14 protein-coding genes and 4 pseudogenes are annotated in these 19,171 nt (G+C 58.8%); 9 read left to right on the top strand and 9 right to left on the bottom strand.

What is annotated here, in order from left to right:
- Window positions 1-7 precede the first annotated feature (7 nt).
- Window positions 8-1,645, bottom strand: a complete 1,638-nt coding sequence (locus OMK73_RS15360; RefSeq protein ID WP_267602789.1) for a GMC family oxidoreductase — start codon at window positions 1,643-1,645, stop codon at window positions 8-10.
- A gap of 531 nt (window positions 1,646-2,176) precedes the next feature.
- On the opposite strand from OMK73_RS15360, the pseudogene OMK73_RS15355 reads away from it, so the two are divergent.
- Window positions 2,177-2,263: pseudogene (locus OMK73_RS15355) on the top strand (IS5/IS1182 family transposase); the annotation flags it as partial.
- A gap of 8 nt (window positions 2,264-2,271) precedes the next feature.
- Here OMK73_RS15355 and OMK73_RS15350 read toward each other — a convergent pair.
- The 4 genes and pseudogenes from OMK73_RS15350 to OMK73_RS15335 form a co-directional block, all read right to left on the bottom strand.
- The gene (locus tag OMK73_RS15350; protein ID WP_267602788.1) at window positions 2,272-3,150 is read right to left on the bottom strand and encodes a haloalkane dehalogenase; all 879 of its coding nucleotides are present in this window, start codon (window positions 3,148-3,150) and stop codon (window positions 2,272-2,274) included.
- 1,145 nt (window positions 3,151-4,295) lie between these two features.
- Window positions 4,296-4,436, bottom strand: a pseudogene (locus OMK73_RS15345) (flavin reductase family protein); the annotation flags it as partial.
- Between the two features lie 222 nt (window positions 4,437-4,658).
- Window positions 4,659-7,846, bottom strand: a pseudogene (locus OMK73_RS15340) (efflux RND transporter permease subunit).
- Between the two features lie 171 nt (window positions 7,847-8,017).
- A pseudogene (locus OMK73_RS15335) lies at window positions 8,018-8,459 on the bottom strand (SDR family NAD(P)-dependent oxidoreductase); the annotation flags it as partial.
- Between the two features lie 203 nt (window positions 8,460-8,662).
- Here OMK73_RS15335 and OMK73_RS15330 point away from each other — a divergent pair.
- Complete coding sequence (locus tag OMK73_RS15330) at window positions 8,663-8,851, top strand: hypothetical protein (protein ID WP_267602787.1); 189 nt, start codon at window positions 8,663-8,665, stop codon at window positions 8,849-8,851.
- Window positions 8,852-9,042: 191 nt separating this feature from the next.
- On the opposite strand, the gene OMK73_RS15325 is transcribed toward OMK73_RS15330, so the two are convergent.
- Window positions 9,043-9,942 (bottom strand): LysR substrate-binding domain-containing protein, encoded by a 900-nt coding sequence (locus OMK73_RS15325; protein ID WP_267602786.1) that lies wholly within the window; start codon window positions 9,940-9,942, stop codon window positions 9,043-9,045.
- 270 nt (window positions 9,943-10,212) lie between these two features.
- On the opposite strand from OMK73_RS15325, the gene OMK73_RS15320 reads away from it, so the two are divergent.
- The 5 genes from OMK73_RS15320 (at window position 10,213) to OMK73_RS15295 (ending at window position 15,873) form a co-directional block, all read left to right on the top strand.
- Window positions 10,213-11,262, top strand: coding sequence for an alkene reductase (locus OMK73_RS15320; RefSeq protein ID WP_267602785.1), 1,050 nt, complete (start codon window positions 10,213-10,215; stop codon window positions 11,260-11,262).
- 74 nt (window positions 11,263-11,336) lie between these two features.
- The gene (locus OMK73_RS15315) at window positions 11,337-12,665 is read left to right on the top strand and encodes an IS4 family transposase (RefSeq protein WP_267602784.1); all 1,329 of its coding nucleotides are present in this window, start codon (window positions 11,337-11,339) and stop codon (window positions 12,663-12,665) included.
- A gap of 293 nt (window positions 12,666-12,958) precedes the next feature.
- Window positions 12,959-13,714 (top strand): SDR family NAD(P)-dependent oxidoreductase, encoded by a 756-nt coding sequence (locus OMK73_RS15310; protein WP_267602783.1) that lies wholly within the window; start codon window positions 12,959-12,961, stop codon window positions 13,712-13,714.
- Window positions 13,715-14,356: 642 nt separating this feature from the next.
- The gene (locus OMK73_RS15300) at window positions 14,357-14,953 is read left to right on the top strand and encodes a TetR/AcrR family transcriptional regulator (RefSeq protein ID WP_267602782.1); all 597 of its coding nucleotides are present in this window, start codon (window positions 14,357-14,359) and stop codon (window positions 14,951-14,953) included.
- Window positions 14,953-15,873: a LysR substrate-binding domain-containing protein gene (locus OMK73_RS15295; RefSeq protein WP_267602781.1), complete on the top strand. Its 921-nt coding sequence runs from the start codon at window positions 14,953-14,955 to the stop codon at window positions 15,871-15,873. The genes OMK73_RS15300 and OMK73_RS15295 overlap by 1 nt, the downstream gene beginning before the upstream one ends.
- On the opposite strand, the gene OMK73_RS15290 is transcribed toward OMK73_RS15295, so the two are convergent.
- The 3 genes from OMK73_RS15290 to OMK73_RS15280 form a co-directional block, all read right to left on the bottom strand.
- The gene (locus tag OMK73_RS15290) at window positions 15,814-16,170 is read right to left on the bottom strand and encodes an EthD family reductase (protein WP_267602780.1); all 357 of its coding nucleotides are present in this window, start codon (window positions 16,168-16,170) and stop codon (window positions 15,814-15,816) included. The genes OMK73_RS15295 and OMK73_RS15290 overlap by 60 nt on opposite strands.
- 99 nt (window positions 16,171-16,269) lie before the next feature.
- Window positions 16,270-16,470 (bottom strand): hypothetical protein, encoded by a 201-nt coding sequence (locus OMK73_RS15285; RefSeq protein WP_267602779.1) that lies wholly within the window; start codon window positions 16,468-16,470, stop codon window positions 16,270-16,272.
- Between the two features lie 54 nt (window positions 16,471-16,524).
- Window positions 16,525-17,634 carry an alkene reductase gene (locus tag OMK73_RS15280; RefSeq protein WP_267606391.1) on the bottom strand — a complete coding sequence of 370 codons (1,110 nt, stop codon included), beginning with the start codon at window positions 17,632-17,634 and terminating at the stop codon, window positions 16,525-16,527.
- Here OMK73_RS15280 and OMK73_RS15275 point away from each other — a divergent pair.
- Window positions 17,620-17,841, top strand: coding sequence for a hypothetical protein (locus tag OMK73_RS15275; protein WP_267606650.1), 222 nt, complete (start codon window positions 17,620-17,622; stop codon window positions 17,839-17,841). The genes OMK73_RS15280 and OMK73_RS15275 overlap by 15 nt on opposite strands.
- 219 nt (window positions 17,842-18,060) lie before the next feature.
- Entirely contained in the window at window positions 18,061-19,143 is a 1,083-nt protein-coding gene (locus OMK73_RS15270; RefSeq protein ID WP_267602778.1) for an SDR family oxidoreductase, read from the top strand.
- Window positions 19,144-19,171 lie beyond the last annotated feature (28 nt).

Below are 19,171 nucleotides of genomic sequence, written 5' to 3'. Positions count from 1 at the left end.
ATTTCAATTAGCCGAGCATCTCGTCTTCACGGATCAAATCTGCCGCTTTCTCCGCGATCATTATGGTCGGCCCGTTGGTGTTGCCGCCGACAAGAGTCGGCATGACAGAAGCGTCGACGACTCGCAGCCGTCGTATGCCGCGCACTCGCAGGCGACTGTCGACGACTGCATCCGCGTCACATCCCATCTTGCACGTGCCTACTGGGTGGTATAGCGACTGCGCGGTGCGCCTCAGAAACTCGATGGTTCGCTCTTCGGTACGGTCTTCGGCATCGAGCAAGTGTTCGCGCACGATGGAATCGCGCAGCGGGGCGGTACATGAAATATCGCGGGCGAACTGTAAGGCCCGCAGAGCGCATTGAACATCTTCGGGGTCGCTAAGATAGTTCGGTCGAATCGCGGGCGCATCTCGCGCAGACGTCCCATTTAATGCCACCGAGCCTCGCGAGCGAGGGCGCAACTGCAGGGAGGCGATTTGTATGCCGGGATACGGGTGCACACGTAGCTTCGAGCTTTCGAAGGTGAAGCTCCATGGCCGGAAACTGATCTGTACGTCTGGCCTGTCGAGGTCGGCGCGAGTACGCACGAACGCTAGCGCGTGAGAAGTGCCCATTGCTAGCGGGCCACCACGCGTCACCAGGTACTGTACGCCGCGCATGTATTTGCGCCAGCCCGAGAGCGCCGCATTCATGGACATACCCGCTTTTACTTCGTAACCGACGTTGACGGCCAAATGGTCCTGCAGATTCTTGCCGACCCCAGGCAAGTCTGCTTGAATCGACAGCCCGCGTACGCGCAGTTCATCAGCGGGTCCAATACCGGACAGCATCAGCAGCTGCGGGCTCCCAACGGCGCCGCAGCTAATCAAAGTCTCGCGCGCCGCAAAGGCGCGAAACAACGCGCCATCGCGTTCATACAACACACCAACCACTTCGCCGCCAACCAACAGCAGGTGATGGGCCAGACAACGATCGCGCACCACCATGTTTGGCCTCGCACGCGCCGGAGCCAAGTAGGAACGAGCGGCGGAGGATCGTACGCCGCGCGCGATAGTGAACTGGCTGTAACCCACGCCTTCTTGCTGCCGTCCGTTGAAATCCGGGTTGAGGGGAACTCCCAACGCGGCCACCGCGTCGACGAATTGTCGGGTGACTGGATGCCGGTAAGAGCCACGAGAAACTTGAAGGGGGCCGCCAACGCCGCGCCACCCGTCACCGCCATCCAGATTATTCTCCATGCGCTTGAAGTACGGCAGCACGTCCGCGTAAGCCCATCCGTCGTTGCCCGCGGCGGCCCAATCGTCGTAGTCAAGAGCGTTTCCACGCACGTGCTGCATACCATTGATGGCGCTTGAGCCGCCTACGATTTTGCCTCGCGGCCAATAGATCTCACGGCCACAAAGGTTCGCCACGGGTTCGCTGGAAGATTTCCAGTTCAGATTCGAGTTCTGGAACAGAAATGGCAACCCGGCCGGCGCTCGAACCCAGAAGGTTTCGACGTCCGGTCCGGCCTCGAGCAACAACACCGAGCGCGCTGGATCAGCTGAAAGCCGGTTGGCAAGTACACATCCGGCGGATCCTGCACCAACGATGATGTAGTCAAACTGCTCAGGCGTGTTATTAGCAACGGAATCAGCTTTGCTCATCGCGTTCTGCCTTCTTGCTCATTTTTCTCCATGGGGGCCTGGTTGATTATTTCGCATTAACTCGAAAAAGATAATAGACGCATTGGACGAAAACACATCCGTCCGCACGAAAGGCAAAGATGAACCCGCGAAATACCCTCGCTCCGTGAACCGCCAAAATTTTATGAGCTAGCTACGATTTGGACCCCTGTATATATAGGGGATCCGTCACGCTCACTAATCTGGATGGCGCTAATCTGAGCAATTCGTCGAGCATCCTTTCGTCCCCTCCAGCGCCAAGACCGACACGGAAAGGATTCTCATACTCATACTCATAGCGATATGAGTATGAAAAATCATATCGTAGATTGAAACCGTGTAGCTCAACATCTATCCCTGTCCTTACCATTCATCCGCGGATCGGCGACCAGGTGTCGTCATACGGCGGTTTCCGTGTTGAAGCATATCGCTGGCTCGCCCCGGACTGCCTATCAAATTCTGCCCTTTTATTGACAAGCTTGCCGCAGCTCTTCGCCCAGTGCTTTCGGGTAGCGAGCTGACATTCACGAAGCTTTCCTCAAGCTGGCTTGCTACCTCATTTGCTGGCGCACCCTTCGGCGCGGGGAGTCTTCATTTTGAAACGAGTTCTAAGGCAATTTCCGGAGCCACTCTGCTATCGCGATCCCGATCTCGTGAGGGGAATCCTCCTGCAGGAAGTGGCTGCCTCGTACGGTTACTTCCTCCTGGTTATTCCAGGTGCGGCACAGATCCCGCATTTCTCCGACGAGGACGCCACCCGGTTCGCCGTTGATGAACAGCTTCGGAACGTCTGCCTCGGCCATCCACCGCGAATAGTCACTGACAACTCGGGCCACCAGTTCCGGCTTCCCGTCAACCGGTATCTCACGAGGGAACGTCAAGGTAGGCAGTCGATCGTCTCCGGCGCGAAGATAGGGCCGCCTGTACACGTTCATTTCGGCTTCCGTAAGCTCGCGCAACATGCGGGCGGGAAGTAGCTTTTCGATAAAGACATTGTCGCGCAACACCATATCCTCGCCTTCCGAAGACCGCAATCGTTCGAACGTGCCGCGGACGATCGGATCCATTTCATCCCATGTCCTGGTGCGCACCATGGTCTCCATGTACGCGATGCCGCGTATGTCGCGGGCATGTCGCCGTGCCCAGTCCATGGCAAGCGCGCCACCCCAATCTTGCGCGACCATAACCACTTCATGAGCGGCATCGACGCTTTCCAGGAACGAATCAAGGAAACGCCGGTGCTCCACAAAGCTGTATCGATCGGCACCGCCTTCTTCGAGCTTTTCGGAGTCGCCCATGCCAATTAGGTCCGGCGCAATGCAGCGTGCGTAGGGCGCCACGTGAGGTATCACGTTCCTCCAGATGTAAGACGACGTCGGGTTTCCGTGGAGGAAAACTACCGGCTTCCCGTCGCCCACATCGACATACGCCATCTTTTTTCCATGACTTTCGCAGAAACGCTTGGGTTGCTCGTCGGTCGAGAACATTAGGAGCTCCAATGATGAGAGGTTTCGAGCGGGGGCCGAGACATGCCGGTTGTTGGCACTTCCAAGTACCCATGATGTGACGTACTTTACGTTGGCCCGTCAACGTGGGCAGGCCTTGATGAGTAACTTATGCACCAACAAGGCTTTGCAGGTTGGCGAACATGCCTCACAGGCGTGCTTGCCGGTGAGTGTTCGTGGGGTTAGATGGGGTGCACTTGCGCCTCATCCGCCGTCACACCGTCACACCGTCACACCGTCACGACGATCTTGCCGAACTGTCCGTTTTTCTCTAACTTCAGCCGGACCGGGAGCCGGTACCTGCGTCTCGATGAATTCGAGAACTTCCGGGCCACCGGGTTTTGCGAACTTGATAATGCGTGACATGAGAGCCTCTTAACTGGATGCGTTAGTGGAGAATTTATCTATTCCGTCCCGCTTCGAGAAGACTCCGAATCGGATATGTGTCATTCCATACCGGGATTAGTAGCGGACGCCGCGTGCGGGATGGCTTGGCAAGAACCTTGGTCGTCATGCGACCTGATGCGAGTAAAGGTGAGATCAATGTATCCGACGCGCCGTGGCACGCGAGTCCGGTGTCCGCCCGATACATCCGGTTCGTGTCGGCTGCATTGCGGCTAAATGTAGCAGCAGGCCGGCTGGCCGAGAAAGACCTTGTGCGCATGGCGCCATGCTTCTGAAGCAGGAAGCCGGTGGCACAAGGGATGGCGTTCCGCCCGGCGGCATGCGGTCGGGTGGAACGCGTGCTTTGCGCTGCCTTTACCTACGCGCTGAATCACCTCGCAGCCTTCTTTCGGTCATATCAGGTCCGCTAAAAAACCACGTCGCGATTGAAATGCCAGCGCCAGAACTTCGCTGTCATGTCCGGGGGGCAGAAGATCTGGATCAACGAGTGCCTGACTCGGAGGATTGCGCTCTACCGGGCGCAGGACTCCGGGCAATCGTTCCGGGCGATCGTCACCGACGAGGCGGACGGTGGCCGCAGCCCGAGCAGTGCGGTCTGGGTCCTCGCCGCAGACGCACATCGATCTCGATGGTGTAGGACGCCCGACACAAGCGAGCGCTTTCATACACAAAGCCGGGGAAGTGGTGGCAAACATGGAGCAGGCGGGTCAGCAGCATGGTGGGTATGGAGCGAGATTTGGCCGTCCCTCGGCGTCGTGGCTTGAGATCCATCCGATTACGCGTGGCGCCACGATGGCCTTAAACGGGTCTCTGAGAAGCCCGTGGCCATCGTCCGGATGATAAAAGTGCGTGTCCGAGCCCATGGAGGCAACCGATTCAGCGGCGAGGAAGCCGCGGGTGACGTCGTGGCGACTGGCTAGAGGCGACGACTTCCAGGTAGCGCCCGATAAAAAGGGTCCTGGCTGTCTGATTCGGAATGGAGTCGTTAGCCCGCTCTGGCATCGCGTTCGCGTCATGGATCATGGGCGTAGGCCCGCAGGAGGCGGCGCCAAGGAGTGCTTTCGACGACGAGCTTGGCAGAAGGATCATGGCGTGCCCGCTGGTCCGGTTTGCCCGGAGGCAAGATGCTGGGCTTGCGTACCTCGGAAGCTGAGCGTCGCCAGCTTCCGGAAGATCACGTAGAAGACAGGCGTCAGTATCAATCCGAAGACGGTAACTCCAATCATTCCAGCGAACACCGCTACGCCCATGGCCCGGCGCATCTCTGCGCCTGCACCGTGCGAGGTGACCAGTGGCAGAACGCCCATCACGAATGCGAAGGACGTCATTAGTATCGGGCGCAGCCGCAGTCGGCTGGCCTCGATTGCCGCCTCCACGATCGTGCGACCCTCATGCTCCAGTTCCCAGGCAAACTCAATGATCAGGATTGCGTTCTTCGCCGACAGCCCAACCAACACGATGCAGCCAATCTGGGTGAAGATGTTGTTGTCGCCTTTCGTGAGCCACACGCCCGTCATCGCGGCCAGGAGGCTCATCGGCACGATCAGGATGACCGCCAATGGCAACGTCAGGCTTTCATATTGTGCCGCGAGGACCAGGAAGACCAGAAGTACACATAGCGGAAATATCCAAAGCCCGGTGTTGCCGGCCAGAATGTCCTGATAGGTCAGTTCGGTCCATTCAAACTTTATGCCCTTGGGCAATGTTTCCAATGCGACCTGTTCGGCCGCGTCGCGGGCCTGCCCGGACGAGTAGCCCGGCGCCGCGCCACCATTCATATCTGCAGCGGTGAAGCCGTTATACCGGACTACACTATCCGGACCGAATCCTTGTTGCACACGAACAAGGGAAGATAGCGGCACCATCTCGCCGGAGAGACTGCGGGTCTTGAGTTGCTGAATATCCTCGGCGCGAGTGCGGTAGCTGGCATCAGCTTGGACCCTTACCTTATAGGTTCGACCAAATTGGTTGAAGTCATTCACGTAGGCTGAGCCGAGATAAGTCTGCAGAGTATCGAATACGTCGGTAACCGCTACACCGACCTGCTTCGCCTTGACACGATCAAGGCTAACATCGAGTTGAGGGACATTGACCTGGTAGTTACTGAAGAGGCCTGCGAGCTCGGGCCGGGTCCGCGCCGCAGCAGTGAATGCCGCCGTGGCGTTGAATAGAGCCTCGTAACCGAGCGCGGCTCGGTCCTCGATCATCATCTTGAAGCCCCCGATTGTACCGAGTCTCACCGGGGAGGGGGCACTACCCCGATGAGCGCATCGCGGACCTCGCCATAGCGCCGGGTTAGTTCTCGTCCGATCGCGAAGCTGGTCTGGTCATCGCGGCTGCGCTCGCTGAAAGGTTTTAGCGTGACGAATAGCACCCCCGAGTTCGGGCTGTTGGTCAGCCCGTTGATGGAGAGGCCGGGGAACGCCACCGCCGCCTCGACATCGGGATGCTTTAGCGCAATCGCGGACATGCGCCGGATGACGTCCTCGGTGCGGTCCAACGTGGCGCCTGCCGGCAGGCGAGTGAAGGCCACAAGATGCTGTTTGTCCTGAGCGGTTACGAAGCCCTTGGGGACGAGCTGAAACATTGCCCAGGTCAATCCGAGCATGAGCACGTAAACACCGAATGCGGTGGTCTTGCGGGCGACCACGCCCTTGACGCCACGTGCGTAACGATCGGAGCTGCGTGCGAAGAATCGGTTAAAGCGGCGGAAGAAGCCGCCCAGAACGCGGTCCATCCCGCGCGACAACCGGTCCTTCGGGACATCATGGCCGCGCAACAGGAGTGCGGAAAGCGCCGGCGAGAGCGTTAGCGAGTTGACCGCCGAGATGACTGTTGAAATCGAGATGGTCAGTGCGAACTGCTTGTAGAACTGGCCCGTCAGCCCAGTCATGAACGCTAGCGGGACGAAGACAGCGATGAGGGTGAGCGCGATTGCGATGATGGGACTGCTGACCTCTTCCATCGCCTTGTACGTAGCCTGTTTTGGCGCAAGGCCGTCCGCGATGTTGCGTTCGACGTTCTCGACCACCACGATTGCATCGTCCACCACGATACCGATCGCGAGCACGAGACCGAATAAGGAAAGCGCGTTAATCGAGAAGCCGAACAGATGCATCAACCCGAACGTTCCGACGATCGACACCGGCACAGCCAGCAACGGGATGATCGACGCGCGCCAGGTCTGAAGGAACAGAATCACGACCAGGACAACGAGCGCGATCGCCTCGAATAGCGTGTGCACAACGGCATTGATGCTGTGACGGACGAACTCGGTGGGATCGTAGACGATTTTGTAATCGATATCATCCTGGAAACCGGCTTTGGCATCCTTCATGATTTCGCGTGCAGCGTCCGAAATGTTGATCGAATTCGATCCAGGCGCCTGCGAGATGAGCAATGCGACTGCGGGCTTGTTGTCGAGCAACGACCGAACGTTGTATTCGGAGGCACCCAATTCAATCCTGGAGATATCTCGTAAGGATGTCACTGCCCCCGTAGCCGAAGTCCGAACCACGATCGCACCGAACTCCTCGACTGTGTTCAGTCTCCCCTGCGCGTTTACCGACAGCTGGAGATCGTTGTCAGGGGTCGATGGCGATGCGCCGATCACGCCGGCGGCTACCTGTACGTTCTGTTCTCGAATGGCCTTGACGACGTCGCTTGCCGTGAGTCCCCGCTCAGCGGTCTTGGCCGGATCGAGCCAGACGCGCATGGAATAGTCGCCTGAGCCCAGTAGCAGCACTTGGCCAACGCCGGGTATCCGTGCAAGCCTGTCCTTGACATTGATTAGCGCGTAATTGCGTAGATATGTCGTGTCGTATCGGTTGTTTGGCGACACCAGATGGATGACCATGGTCAGATCCGGGGCGCTCTTGACGGTCGTAACACCGAGTCGGCGGACATCTTCGGGCAGGCGTGGCTCGGCCTGTGCTACTCGATTCTGGACAAGCTGTTGTGCTTTGTCGGGGTCCGTGCCCAGTTTGAATGTGACGGTCAATGTCAATTGGCCGTCGCTATTCGACTGCGAGGACATGTAGAGCATGTCCTCGACACCGTTGATCTGCTCTTCTAGCGGCGTGGCCACTGTCTCGGCGATGACCTTCGGATTGGCCCCTGGGAACTGTGCCTTGACAACCACCGCCGGCGGCACCACCTCTGGATATTCCGACACAGGAAGCCGGAACATGGCGATCGCACCGATTAGAAAGATCAGCGCGGAAAGCACGCCGGCGAAGACGGGACGGTCGATGAAAAACCGGGAGAAGTTCATAGGTGGCAATGACGGCAGACTGGGTAGGGCGGTTCACGGGAGCCACTACGGCAGAGCGGCGGTCGCCGCGATTCTGCCGGTCCGCTGATCGGACGCAAAGCTGCTCTTTCTGAACACGTGGAAACGCACAGGTCGAGTAGTTGACGGGAGCCCGGAGATCGATTGGATTTATCCCTGGAAGGGATAGGTCGATGACGACATTTCGTTTGTTCCGCATCGGTCGGGGCACTCGAGCATCACGCGCATCTCGTGCTTCACCCTGAGAAATGTGCGGAGCACGTTGGTGTCGAAAGTGGCCGCATCGTCTCGGGAGTCAGTTCCGTCACTGGTCCAGACTGGCCCTCCGTGCCGGCGATGTTGACGGCCACGTCGAAGCGGCCGAAGCGGGCCACGGTCTGATCGACTAGATCGCGAACCTGATCGTCGTGGCGGACGTCGGCCCGGATGAAGGCGACCTCGGCACCGAGTTGCTGAAGCTCGGTTTCGAGGGCCTTGCCTTCGGCCTGCCGGCGCCTGGAAACGACGAGATGGGCACCATTCTTGGCAAAGGCAGAGCGGTGACGCGGCCGATGCCGGTCAGCGCTCCGGTGAGGAGGACTACGGGCTTGGTCATGATTCAACAGCTCCGTTCGATATGATTTGCGGGGTGTGGGGAGGGGAGCCGGCACCAAGATCCCGGCCTGGACGGGGACGCCCCCAATGCGCGGCCGGGAGAAACAATCTACGATCTCGTGACAAAATTGGAAAAGACTTTATAAGCTGGCGGTCATACCTCGCAGGCATGCCGGCTCGCGATTGAGCCGCAGCGCGCACGGCGTGAAGCTGACCGCGGCGGGCAAGGCCTTTAACGGCCGGCGCATCCCCTCGCCGCAATCGAAAGACTCTATACCTTTACAAACCGGCAGAATTCCTATCGCCCGGAATGTGGAAACGCCGTCGATGACCAAGGAAATTCATCGGCGGCATCCGGATGCCAGACGCGCTCCCGACCGCCGCTGCGCTTAAGGATGAGCCAATTGCCTTCGACCGAATTTCGCCGCAGTGCGTTGATGCCGATGCGATAAACGCCTTCGAATTCGTGCAACTTTTTGGCGGGCGAGATCCTGCAAGGCCGGGGCCCGGGCGGCAACGAGGGCAAAGGGCCGATCAGGCAGACTTCGTCGCAAAGGGGCTCGATTGATGCCGGCCGCAAGCATTCAATTCTCCTTTTCGGGCATCGGTGCCCGCAGCTCTTCAAGCCTGGAGAGGAACAGCTTGAGAATCGGCGAAGTGTTCGCCTTGCTGTAACCCACGGCCAGATCGATCGTTGGCCCTTCGCCCTCCAGCGGACGGCTGACCACGGACTGCGGCAGCAGATTCTTCGCATAGGCGGGCATCAGCGCCAACCCGCGGGTCGACGCAACTAGGGAAATGGCCATAGCCATGTTGTCCACCCCATGATCCAGTTTGATGTCCAGGCCGGAGCGGCGCAGATAGTCCTCGGTCACGGCGCGCAGCAATGTGGCTTTGTTCGAACCGCCGATGAAGATCTCGCCGATGAATTCCCGCGGGTGAATCGCTTTGCGGCTGGTGAGGCGATGGTCGCTCGGCATCAGGACGATCAGCGGTTCGTGGTCCACCACCTCGTAGTCCAGGTCGAAGGCCGGCTCAGCGCGCAGGAAGGCCACGTCGAGCCGGCCGCGGACGAGCGCCTCGGCGAGGTCTGGCGAATAGTCGCTCGATACCGTGACCTGGATGTTCTCCAGTTCGTCGCGCAGCACATACATGGCCCGCGGCAGCCAGTTCATCTCGTGACCGGTCTGGAAGCCGATGGCGAACGTCGTCCTTGCGGGCTGCGTGGCCCTGCGCGCCGCTTCCACCGCGGCATCCACCTGCGCCAGCGCCAGACGGGCATGGTCCAGAAAGGCCTTGCCTGCGGCGGTGAGCTCGACGCCATGAACGCTGCGAGACAGCAACTCGGCCCCGACCTGATACTCCAGGTCGCGAATCTGCCGGCTCAGCGAAGGCTGGGAGATGTGCAGCCGGAGCTCGGCGGCCGTCGTCAGGCTGCCTTCCTCGACCACGGCAACGAAATACCGTAAATGCCTCAATTCCATAGCCATTCCATGCCTGAAAGGTATACCCCCAGCTTACAAAGTATTTTCCATGTGCGCTACGGACGCCTACATTGGCCACATGGCGAGTCGATGTTGATCGCGTCATCGCCTACGTAAAAGATGGACGTACACCGTATTTCTAGGGGCCAAATCACTACGTCGTACCTCAGTCGTTTCCTGGGGTGTATCTAGCCAGAGCGAGGCCGGCCAGCGACTTCAAAAATGAGGGCGCGGGCCGATCTACTCATTCGCGCATCGCTGCGCTGCAACATGACAAAACTCTTCTCTCCCGTAAAACTCGGTGCTATTAACCTGTCCCATCGTGTGGTGCACGCGCCTATGACCCGAATGCGATCGGACGATGGGGATGTCCCCGGTGATCTGATGGTCGAATATTATTCACAGCGGGCCACTCCTGGCGGTCTTCTCATCTCGGAAGGACCGGCTGTCGGAATCGGGGGCCGCGTCTATTACCGCAGCCCTGGCATCTGGTCTGACGAGCAGACTGCCGGCTGGAAAAGAGTGGCTGACGCGGTGCACCAGAAAGGTGGCGTCTTCTTTACCCAGTTATGGCACGGCGGCCGTATGGCCCACATAGATCTTACGGACGGCGCAACACCCTTGGCGCCATCGGTAGTGCCTTTCAACGGTGTCGCTATCACACCCAGGGGCGTTTTCCGGGCGTCACCGCATCGAGAGATTGGGATTGAGGAAATTCCCGGCCTTGTCGACCAGTTCCGCAGAGGGGCAAAGAACGCTAAGGCTGCTGGAGTTGATGGTGTCGAGTTACATGCCGCGAACGGTTACTTGATCGATCAGTTTCTCCTCGATGGCGTTAACAAACGAACCGACGCGTACGGTGGTTCGGTAGAGAATAGGGCACGTTTTCTAATTGAAATAGTCGAGGCGATTGTCGATGTTTGGGGCGGCGACCGCGTCGCGGTTCGCATTTCGCCAAGTGGCAAGCACGGTGATGTTTTGGATAGCAATCCGCAAGCGATATTTGGTTATGTTGCTGAACAACTGAATCGTTTCAATCTAGCCTATTTGCACATCATCGAGCCGCGCATTGTCGGCGACCATGACAACGAGGATCCGAGCACTCAAGCGCCTGTTGCTGCGGCATCTTTGCGCAAGATTTTCCGTGGTCCGATCATCGCTGCGGGTGGCTTTGTTAGCGATACGGCAAATGAAATCCTAGAGCGCGGAGACGCCGATGCCGTGGCATTTGGTCGCTATTTCACATCAAATCCCGACCTGGTTAAACGCATCTCCTTATACAGAAGTAGGACCGTCCCCGCAGCGGGGCATGGAGCCTGAGGCCGCGGAAATTTCGACGTAAGGGGTTGTTAACTTCGCCAGACTCGCGTTTACTCTTGCATTTTCAGGCTGCAATGGGCAACGAGTCGGGGGCATGGGTGGACGAGGAATTTGAGAGTCTGGATCTTGGTGATCCGCGGCGGGATCGGCGCGCCAAGGAGTTGCTCAAGCGGTTTGCGGCCATGCCTACGGCGAGCATCCCTGGCGCATGCGATGACTGGTCGCAAACCATTGGGGCGTATCGGTTTCTCGGCAATGAGCAGATCGACTGGCGGGACGTGATGCAGCCCCATTGGGAGCGCACTGCAGCGAGGGCCGCGCAGTTTCCGGTGGTGCTGTGCATCGCTGATTCGACCGAGCTGAACTTCAATGGGCAGGAAATGGAGGGGCTGGGGCCGCTGAGCTACGAAGCCCAGCGGGGCATGTTTTTGCATCCGACCTACGCGGTGACGCCTGACCGTGAACCGCTTGGGGTGATCGATGCCTGGATGTGGGCTCGCGAGCCAAAGGACGCCGACGGAAACCGCGGCGGGATCAAGGAAAGCGTACGCTGGATTGAAGGGTATGAACGGGTTGCGGAGCAAGCCGTGCTATTGCCCCAGACGCGGCTGGTGTATGTGACGGACCGCGAGGGTGATATCGCCGAGTTGATGGCGCGCGCCCAGGAACTTGGCCGGCCGGCCGACTGGCTGATCCGCAGCCAACACAACCGCAACCTTGCCGAGGGCGGCAAGTTGTGGGATAGCGTCGGAGCCAGCCCGGTACTTGGGGAAATCACCTTTATCTTGCCGGGGCGTGCAGGCCAGAAGGCGCGCGAGGTCAAACAGGAGCTACGCGCAAAACGTGTGAAGCTGCCGGGTCTGGTCGGCGCGGAGCTCACCTGTGTAGAGGCAAGGGAGATCGGAGCGCCCGCAGGCGTCAAGCCAGTGGTTTGGCGGCTGTTGACGAACCGTGAAGCACAGGATGCCGATGCGGTCATCGAGCTGGTTGAATGGTATCGGGCCAGGTGGGAGATTGAGATGTTCTTCCATGTCCTGAAGACTGGCTGCAAGGTCGAAGCGCTACAGCTATCGCACATGGATCGTGTGGAGCGGGCCTTGGCGTTGTATATGGTGGTGGCGTGGCGCATTGCCCGCTTGATGCGGTTGGGCAGAACCTGCCCGGATCTGGATGCGTCCGTGTTCTTCGACGCCGACGAAATTCGGGGAGCATACGTGCTTGCCAAGAAAGCTCGCCCGAAGACACCGGTCACGCTCAATCAGATGATTCGGCTGGTTGCTTCCCTGGGTGGGTTCCTTGGGCGCAAGAGCGATGGCGAGCCCGGCGCTAAGACGATCTGGATCGGTATGCAGCGAACCATGGACGCGGCCCTCACCATTCAAGCACTGCGGGAAGAGTCATGACTTCTGTATAAGGAAATGGGTTAAACGTCTTCAGCGAGGGCTACCGATTGCCAATTACGATCGTGATTATTTTTACGGCGGAGATCGTCGCGGCTATTCCGACCTGCCTTTCTATAACGATGTAGCCATGTGACCCATTGCAATGCCACCTCTCAGAAACCCAGCAGCGGATGATTCGTAACCGGTTACTTCGCACCGCCCGGGAATCCCGTTGTTGGATGTACGTATCGTGGCTCCTCGTATTTCACGCTGTACGTTCATACATGTAACCTAGTCAGATATAAGGAACTAAAATGAAAAACCAAGTCGTTCTCATCACGGGAGCCCTTACAGGCATCGGCCGAGCGGCCGCATTCGCTTTCGCTAGAAAAGGGGCGCGAGTGGTTGTGTCTGGCCGGCGTGAGGAGGCAGGCTACGCGCTTGCACACGAGCTCAAAAAAATAGGCGCAGAGGCCGAATACATCCACGCGGATGTTCGGAATGAAGAGGAAGTGAAGAACCTGGTGGCAAAGATGATTACACGATTTGGCAAACTGGACATTGCTGTGAACAATGCCGCGACCGAAGGGCAAGTTGGGCCGATTACAGACCAGACTGCGGAAAGTGTTGCTGCAACGTTCGACACGAATGTCGTTGGCGTGCTGCTCAGTATGAAGCACGAAATCCTTGCGATGCAAGCCAACGGTGGCAACAACAAGGGCAACATTATCAACATCTCGTCGACCTATGGTCACAAGGGAGCAGCATTCGCGTCGGTCTATGTTGCCGCTAAGCATGCGGTAGAAGGGATCACAAAATCCGCTGCGCTTGAACTCGCGAGCTCTGGGATTCGTGTGAACTGCGTTTCTCCTGGTCCCACCGACACCGGGATGTTAACCCGCTTCACCGGCACAGACGAGAACAAGGCAATCCTCGTCGAGGGAGTACCGCTTGCTCGACTTGGTCGTTCGGAGGAGGTCGCCGATGGAATCGTGTTCATCGCCTCGGACGAAGCTAGGTTTATTACTGGCCATAGCCTTAACGTTGATGGCGGGCATAGCGCTGTCTAAGCGGGGGTTAGGGCTGCGCTGAACAGATCAGTCTTCTCGAGAAGAAGCAAGTCGCGCCACGCGCGGCTTGGCTTGCAGGATTTGATGAGAGCTTCCGGCAGTTTCCAGGACGCTTTGCTTGCCCCTTTAAGCGTTGTTCAAACTGGAGTAGGCTAGCGTTCCGGTCATGGCCCGGCCAACATCGCGACGTGAATAGAGGTCCATTACTGCAGCTGCGTTTGACCAGCCCTCGGCCGTCGAGATGTAGATGAAGTCTGTGACCCGCTTCTGGTCTGGTTGGCGCGTCTGCTTTGAACGCATGCTAGAGGTGGGTCGGGGCGATGTGGTTTTCCAGTCTTGTCGAATCGTCATTGGGCGGCATACAGTGCCTGCGTCGGGCTTGCAGGTTGGTGGGCTGGTTCAGCCGGGCTACGCATGACTCGCTGGCAGCCCGCAGGTCATGCAAGTCCGCGGGCTGCCGTAGGGTTCGGTCACTGAGTTCGAAACTCTCATGGATGCGACGCGTGAGGCGCGCGTCGGCCAAACCACGCTCGCTCAACGCCCGTGCAAGCCCTTATAACCCTCTGGCTCAAAAGTGCGTTGGGGAGCGTAGAGCAAGCCCCCGAGTTTGATATCAAAAAGATGTACGACTAAATTAGGCTAATGAATAGGCTCAACAACAGGGAAAAGCTCCTTATTGAGGGCGCGCGGGTGGTTCATAAGCACGGGTTGTCTGCGACCAGTGTTCGGGACATAGCAACCGCTGCAGGTGTGCCTTTGGGATCATTTACCAACCACTTTCCTTCCAAGGACGCTTTCGGTTTGGAGGTGTTGGAGCGCTATAGAAGCCGCTCAGAAGCGGAGGTGCAAGCAACTTTGCTCAATGACCAGTTGCGCCCGCTCGACAGGCTGTCTGCCTACATCGACAGCGCTCGCGACTTTCTCAACCAGAATCAAATGTGTGATGGCTGCCTCTGTGGAAACATCAGCGCAGAAGCCAACGAACACAGCGATGAAATCGTCGATCGAGTGGTACGAGCATTCGCCGACGATGAGAGATCCATTGCCTACTGCCTTTGGGCGGCTGTGGAGGCAGGTGAGCTTCCTCCCGACACTGATATCGAAGACCTTGCGGGATTCGTTTTGTCGTCGCTTCAAGGCGCATTCCTGGTGGCGAAAGTGCGGAGAAGCCCCGAGCCGGTAAATCGATTCAAGCGTGTTCTGTTTGCACGGCTTTGGACCGGGTGTCCGGAAGTCTAATGGATAGCCTCAGTGGGATTTCGACGTTTGTGCAGGTGGCGGAAACCCGCAGTTTTACGGAGGCGGGACGGCTGCTCGGCGTATCGTCTTCAGCTGTCGGCAAGAGCGTCGCGCGCACCGAGGAGCGCCTGGGGGTGCAGCTGTTTCACCGCAGCACGCGCAGCATCACGCTTACGGCCGAAGGTTCCTTGTTCCTGGAGCGATGCCGCCGCATCCTGGGCGAAGCCGAAGCGGCGGTGGCCGAACTGTCTGATGCCGCCCGCAGTCCGCGCGGCAGGCTACGGATCAGCACGCCGCAATTGTCAGGGTTGATCATACCGGCGCTGGACGGCTTCATGGCGCAATACCCAGAAATCGAGCTGGATGTCGATCTCTCCGATCGGATGGTGGATGTCGTAGAGGAGGGCTTCGATGCGGTCATTCGCACGGGCGAGCAGCACGACTCAAGACTGGTGTCGCGCCGTCTGGGTTCCTGCGGCCAGGTGCTGGTCGCCTCGCCCGGCTACCTCCAGCGGCAGGGCGTCCCCGCACATCCGTCCGAACTCGTTCGGCACGCCTGTTTGCTACATAGATTTCCAGCTACCGGCAAGCTGGAACGCTGGCCATTCCAGCTCGCTGCCTCGGAAGCGGAACCGGAACTGCCGCAAACCTTCGTCAGCAACACGATTGAAGTCCTGGGTTTTCTGGCACTTCAGGATAAGGGCTTGGCCTTCCTGCCAACCTTCCTGGTGCGGGATGCGCTGGCGAGTGGTGCGTTGCAGATCGTACTCGATGATTTCATAGACCAGATCGTTACCTTATGGCTCTTGCGGCCGGCGAGCCGTTACGCCTCACCCAAGCTGCGTGTTTTTTCGACTATATCAGCCGGAATTTGCAGATCTAGACACGAGCAAGCTACTGCGCCGCGGGGCCCATGGTGAAGTCGAAGGCAGCCATGCTCTTCGCATGGCTGCGTTGAATTCTTCAGCATGAGGTCCGAGCCCAGTCTCGAAGGCTTCGACCGACTCACTGAAGATATGACACTGAAGATATGACACATCGCCACATAGGCGGCGGTATTGCCGGCGTTGGCGGCTGAAATGCCCCTTGTCTATCGTGTAGTATTTGCAGGCATCACCCAGGCGCGCCTGTACCAGCGGCATATGCTTGTCGCGATAATAAGTGTGATCAAAACGGGCACCAAGCTCATTGGCGTACATCACGCTGACTTTGATCATGTTCGATTTCTCATGGCGTCATCATTGATGAGAGCGATGGGTGTACAGTGGCCGGCCAGCGATACCTGCCTTGGGGATAGCCAGAGCAGGTATAACGTTCTAGCGATAGGCAGTGGCGAACTGCTTTGCGAACGCCTCGATGGAAAGCCCCGCCATTTTGGGCTTGGTTTCTTGAATGTGCTCGAACAGTAGGCCCTTGTCGAGAGTATCGAACATCTCGACGTAGTCGTTGGCCGCGCCCTCGGCGAACCCGGAGCCAAGAAGGACCTGTTTGAAGTCGCTCGCCGTAAACTTGACCAATTTAAGGTCGGGGATTCCGATTTCCCCGCCGATGATATTGAAGGGATGCTTCGTTTACGCGGATACCATGTCGTTGCGATAGAACGGATAGTCGGTGTAACCGACTTCTGTGCCGCCAAAAAAGGTTTGACGGTCGTACGGATTCAGTGGCAGCTTGTGGCGCAGGCGCGCGGGCAGATCGGGATTGGCGATGAAGTCGCGACCGAATGCGACGAGATCGGCGTCACCCGCCTGCAGAACGGCTTCCGCGGTGTGGCCCTTGAATCCGCCGGCGGCGATGATAGTGCCCTTGTAATGCTTGCGAATCAGCTGTGCCGCGACCGGGTTCGGGTCTTTGCTCTCATCGTCGACATTGCCAAACACACGTGGCTCGATCAGGTGCAGGTATGCCAGGTTGAGCCCGGCTAATTCCTGCGCCACGTAGGTGAACAGTCCTTCCGGGTTGCTGTCGGACATATCGCCCCAGGTGCCGCTGGGGCCGAGGCGCACAGCCACGCGTTCGCTACCCCAAACCGAGATGACGGCCTGGGTGACCTCGATCAGGAAGCGGGCCCGGTTCTCGAACGAGCCGCCGTAGATATCGGTGCGCTTGTTGCTCCCGTCCTGCAGGAACTGATCGAACAGGTAGCCATTGGCGGCGTGCATTTCAACGCCGTCGAAGCCGGCCTGCTTGCCGCGGATGGCTGCTGTGCGGAAGCTCTCGATCAAATCGGCGATCTCCGGGAGGGTCAGCGCGCGGCTCGGTGTGTTCGGAACCCAGCCCGATTCGGTGTAGGCGACCCCGCCATGCGGGACTGCCGATGGCGCCGCCGGCTGAGCGCCGTTCGGCTGCAACTGGCTGTTGGACTGGCGCCCGGCATGGTAGAGCTGCAGGAAGATGCGGCCGCCTTTGGCGTGCACGGCGTCGGTCACCAGCTTCCAGCCGGGAATCTGGATGTCGTCGTACAGGCCAGGTGCTCCGAGGTAGCCGTTGCCGTTGCGTGCGGCGATGGCACATTCGCTGATCAGTAAGCCGCCTGCGGAAGCGCGCTGGGCGTAGTACTCGGCCATCAGCGGGCCGGGCCGCGCACCTTCCTCGGCGCGCATGCGGGTGAGCGGCGCCAGCACCACGCGGTGGGAGAGTTCGTAGGGACCTACTTTGACGGGGGAATGAAGTCTGAACATGATTTCCTCGAGGATGAGTTGCCGATGAATTTCGGTGAACAGCAGGCTTTCCTTGAGGAGAGTGTATGGACAGATCCGAATACTAAAAAGAGGCTGGGGTTCCGAATATATGGGACAAAGATGTCCGAGATCGAGCCACCGGCGAGCGTGCCTGCAGCGCTCTTGATCCGCATTCCCGCTTATGCGCTGCACGCCTTCGGCAGGTAGATTCCCGGCTCCCGATCATTTATTGAATTTCCGCTCAAGAAGTCCGCCACGTCCAGCAGTTGAACGGTTGCCGTCTCCGGCTTTGCCGTCAGGCACGACGACATTCAGGCATAGCTGCTGTTCCAGGTACCCCGTAGCTGACGAACCTCATGGGGCATAGGCTGATGGCACGCTCCGTTTAAACAGCGGCTATCTCCCTGATATTCAAGGATTTCCCTAATGAGAACCAACGAAGCTGTACCGCGCAACCTGCTCATCACCGGCGCCTACGGTGTACTCGGCACGGGCATCACCGACGCCGCTCTCGCAGATTCAGGGCGGCGGGTCATCACCGCCGCTCGCCGCGCCCCTCCCTCGCACCATTTTGCCGGCCACCAAGCTCCGCTCAGCCTGTCTGTCGACCTGCTTGATGGCAACGCTACGCGTGCCGCGTTGGCGGGCATCGACGGGAAGATCGACCTGGCGTTCGCGGCCTATGTCGATGGCGGCAGCATGGAAAAGTCGATCAACGCCAACATCGCGATCCTGCAAAACACCCTCGAAGCGCTCTCGGCTCGAGATGTGCCGGTGGGTAACGTTGTATTGATGGGCGGCGCCAAATCTTATGGTTTCCACCTGGGTTCGATGAAGACTCCGGCTCGAGAGGGCGACCCCCGCCTCGCTGCACCCATCTTCTATCACCAGCAGGAGGATCTTTTGGCTGAGTGGGCGGAGCGCCACGGTGCGACCTGGACGGTGCTTCGCCCACACATGGTATTTGGCCCCAGCATCGCCTCGCCCATGAATCTGGTGACCGGGCTCGCCACCTTTGCCGCCATCTGCAGGGAACTCGGCGCTCCGCTCCGCTTCCCGGGGAGTTGGGGCACATGGTCGGCATTGCATCAAACCATGGATGCCCAGTTGTCCGGCCGCGCTTCGCTCTGGGCTCTGGATGCCGAAGGCGCGCGCAATCAGGTGTTCAACATCACCAACGGTGACTCGTTCCGCTGGCGTCATATGTGGGGCGTGATCTCAGAGGTCTATGGCATGGAGACGGGCGAGCCGCAGCCAATGAATCTCGCCACGCAAATGGAGTCCATGAAGCCAGTGTGGGAAAGGCTTGTTGATAAATACGAACTGGTCCACACGCCATACGAGCAGATCGCAAACTGGGGATTCCTTGACGCGTGCCTGAATTGGGAGGAAGACATCGTCCTCAGCACGATCAAGCTGACCCAAGCCGGCTTTACCGAAGTCATCGACACGCATGACAGTCTTCGCCGACAACTCCTGCGGCTGCGTGAAATGAAGCTGGTTCCATAGGTCGCCCTTTCCGACCACGACTCGGGAA

The sequence above is a fragment of the Cupriavidus sp. D39 genome (assembly GCF_026627925.1).
Lineage (GTDB): Bacteria > Pseudomonadota > Gammaproteobacteria > Burkholderiales > Burkholderiaceae > Cupriavidus > Cupriavidus ulmosensis.
Note: the sequence above shows the minus strand (reverse complement) of the source record. Positions and strands in the feature narration are given on the sequence as shown.

Excerpts from the sequence above, each read along its gene's own strand:
- OMK73_RS15320 (WP_267602785.1), top strand. The coding sequence starts at position 10,213 with ATGACAAAACTCTTCTCTCCCGTAAAACTCGGTGCTATTAACCTGTCC.
- OMK73_RS15270 (WP_267602778.1), top strand. The coding sequence starts at position 18,061 with ATGAGAACCAACGAAGCTGTACCGCGCAACCTGCTCATCACCGGCGCC.
- OMK73_RS15275 (WP_267606650.1), top strand. The coding sequence starts at position 17,620 with ATGAAGTCTGAACATGATTTCCTCGAGGATGAGTTGCCGATGAATTTC.
- OMK73_RS15290 (WP_267602780.1), bottom strand. The coding sequence starts at position 16,170 with ATGATCAAAGTCAGCGTGATGTACGCCAATGAGCTTGGTGCCCGTTTT.
- OMK73_RS15300 (WP_267602782.1), top strand. The coding sequence starts at position 14,357 with ATGAATAGGCTCAACAACAGGGAAAAGCTCCTTATTGAGGGCGCGCGG.
- OMK73_RS15310 (WP_267602783.1), top strand. The coding sequence starts at position 12,959 with ATGAAAAACCAAGTCGTTCTCATCACGGGAGCCCTTACAGGCATCGGC.
- OMK73_RS15280 (WP_267606391.1), bottom strand. The coding sequence starts at position 17,634 with ATGTTCAGACTTCATTCCCCCGTCAAAGTAGGTCCCTACGAACTCTCC.
- OMK73_RS15315 (WP_267602784.1), top strand. The coding sequence starts at position 11,337 with ATGGGCAACGAGTCGGGGGCATGGGTGGACGAGGAATTTGAGAGTCTG.
- OMK73_RS15325 (WP_267602786.1), bottom strand. The coding sequence starts at position 9,942 with ATGGAATTGAGGCATTTACGGTATTTCGTTGCCGTGGTCGAGGAAGGC.
- OMK73_RS15360 (WP_267602789.1), bottom strand. The coding sequence starts at position 1,645 with ATGAGCAAAGCTGATTCCGTTGCTAATAACACGCCTGAGCAGTTTGAC.
- OMK73_RS15295 (WP_267602781.1), top strand. The coding sequence starts at position 14,953 with ATGGATAGCCTCAGTGGGATTTCGACGTTTGTGCAGGTGGCGGAAACC.
- OMK73_RS15350 (WP_267602788.1), bottom strand. The coding sequence starts at position 3,150 with ATGTTCTCGACCGACGAGCAACCCAAGCGTTTCTGCGAAAGTCATGGA.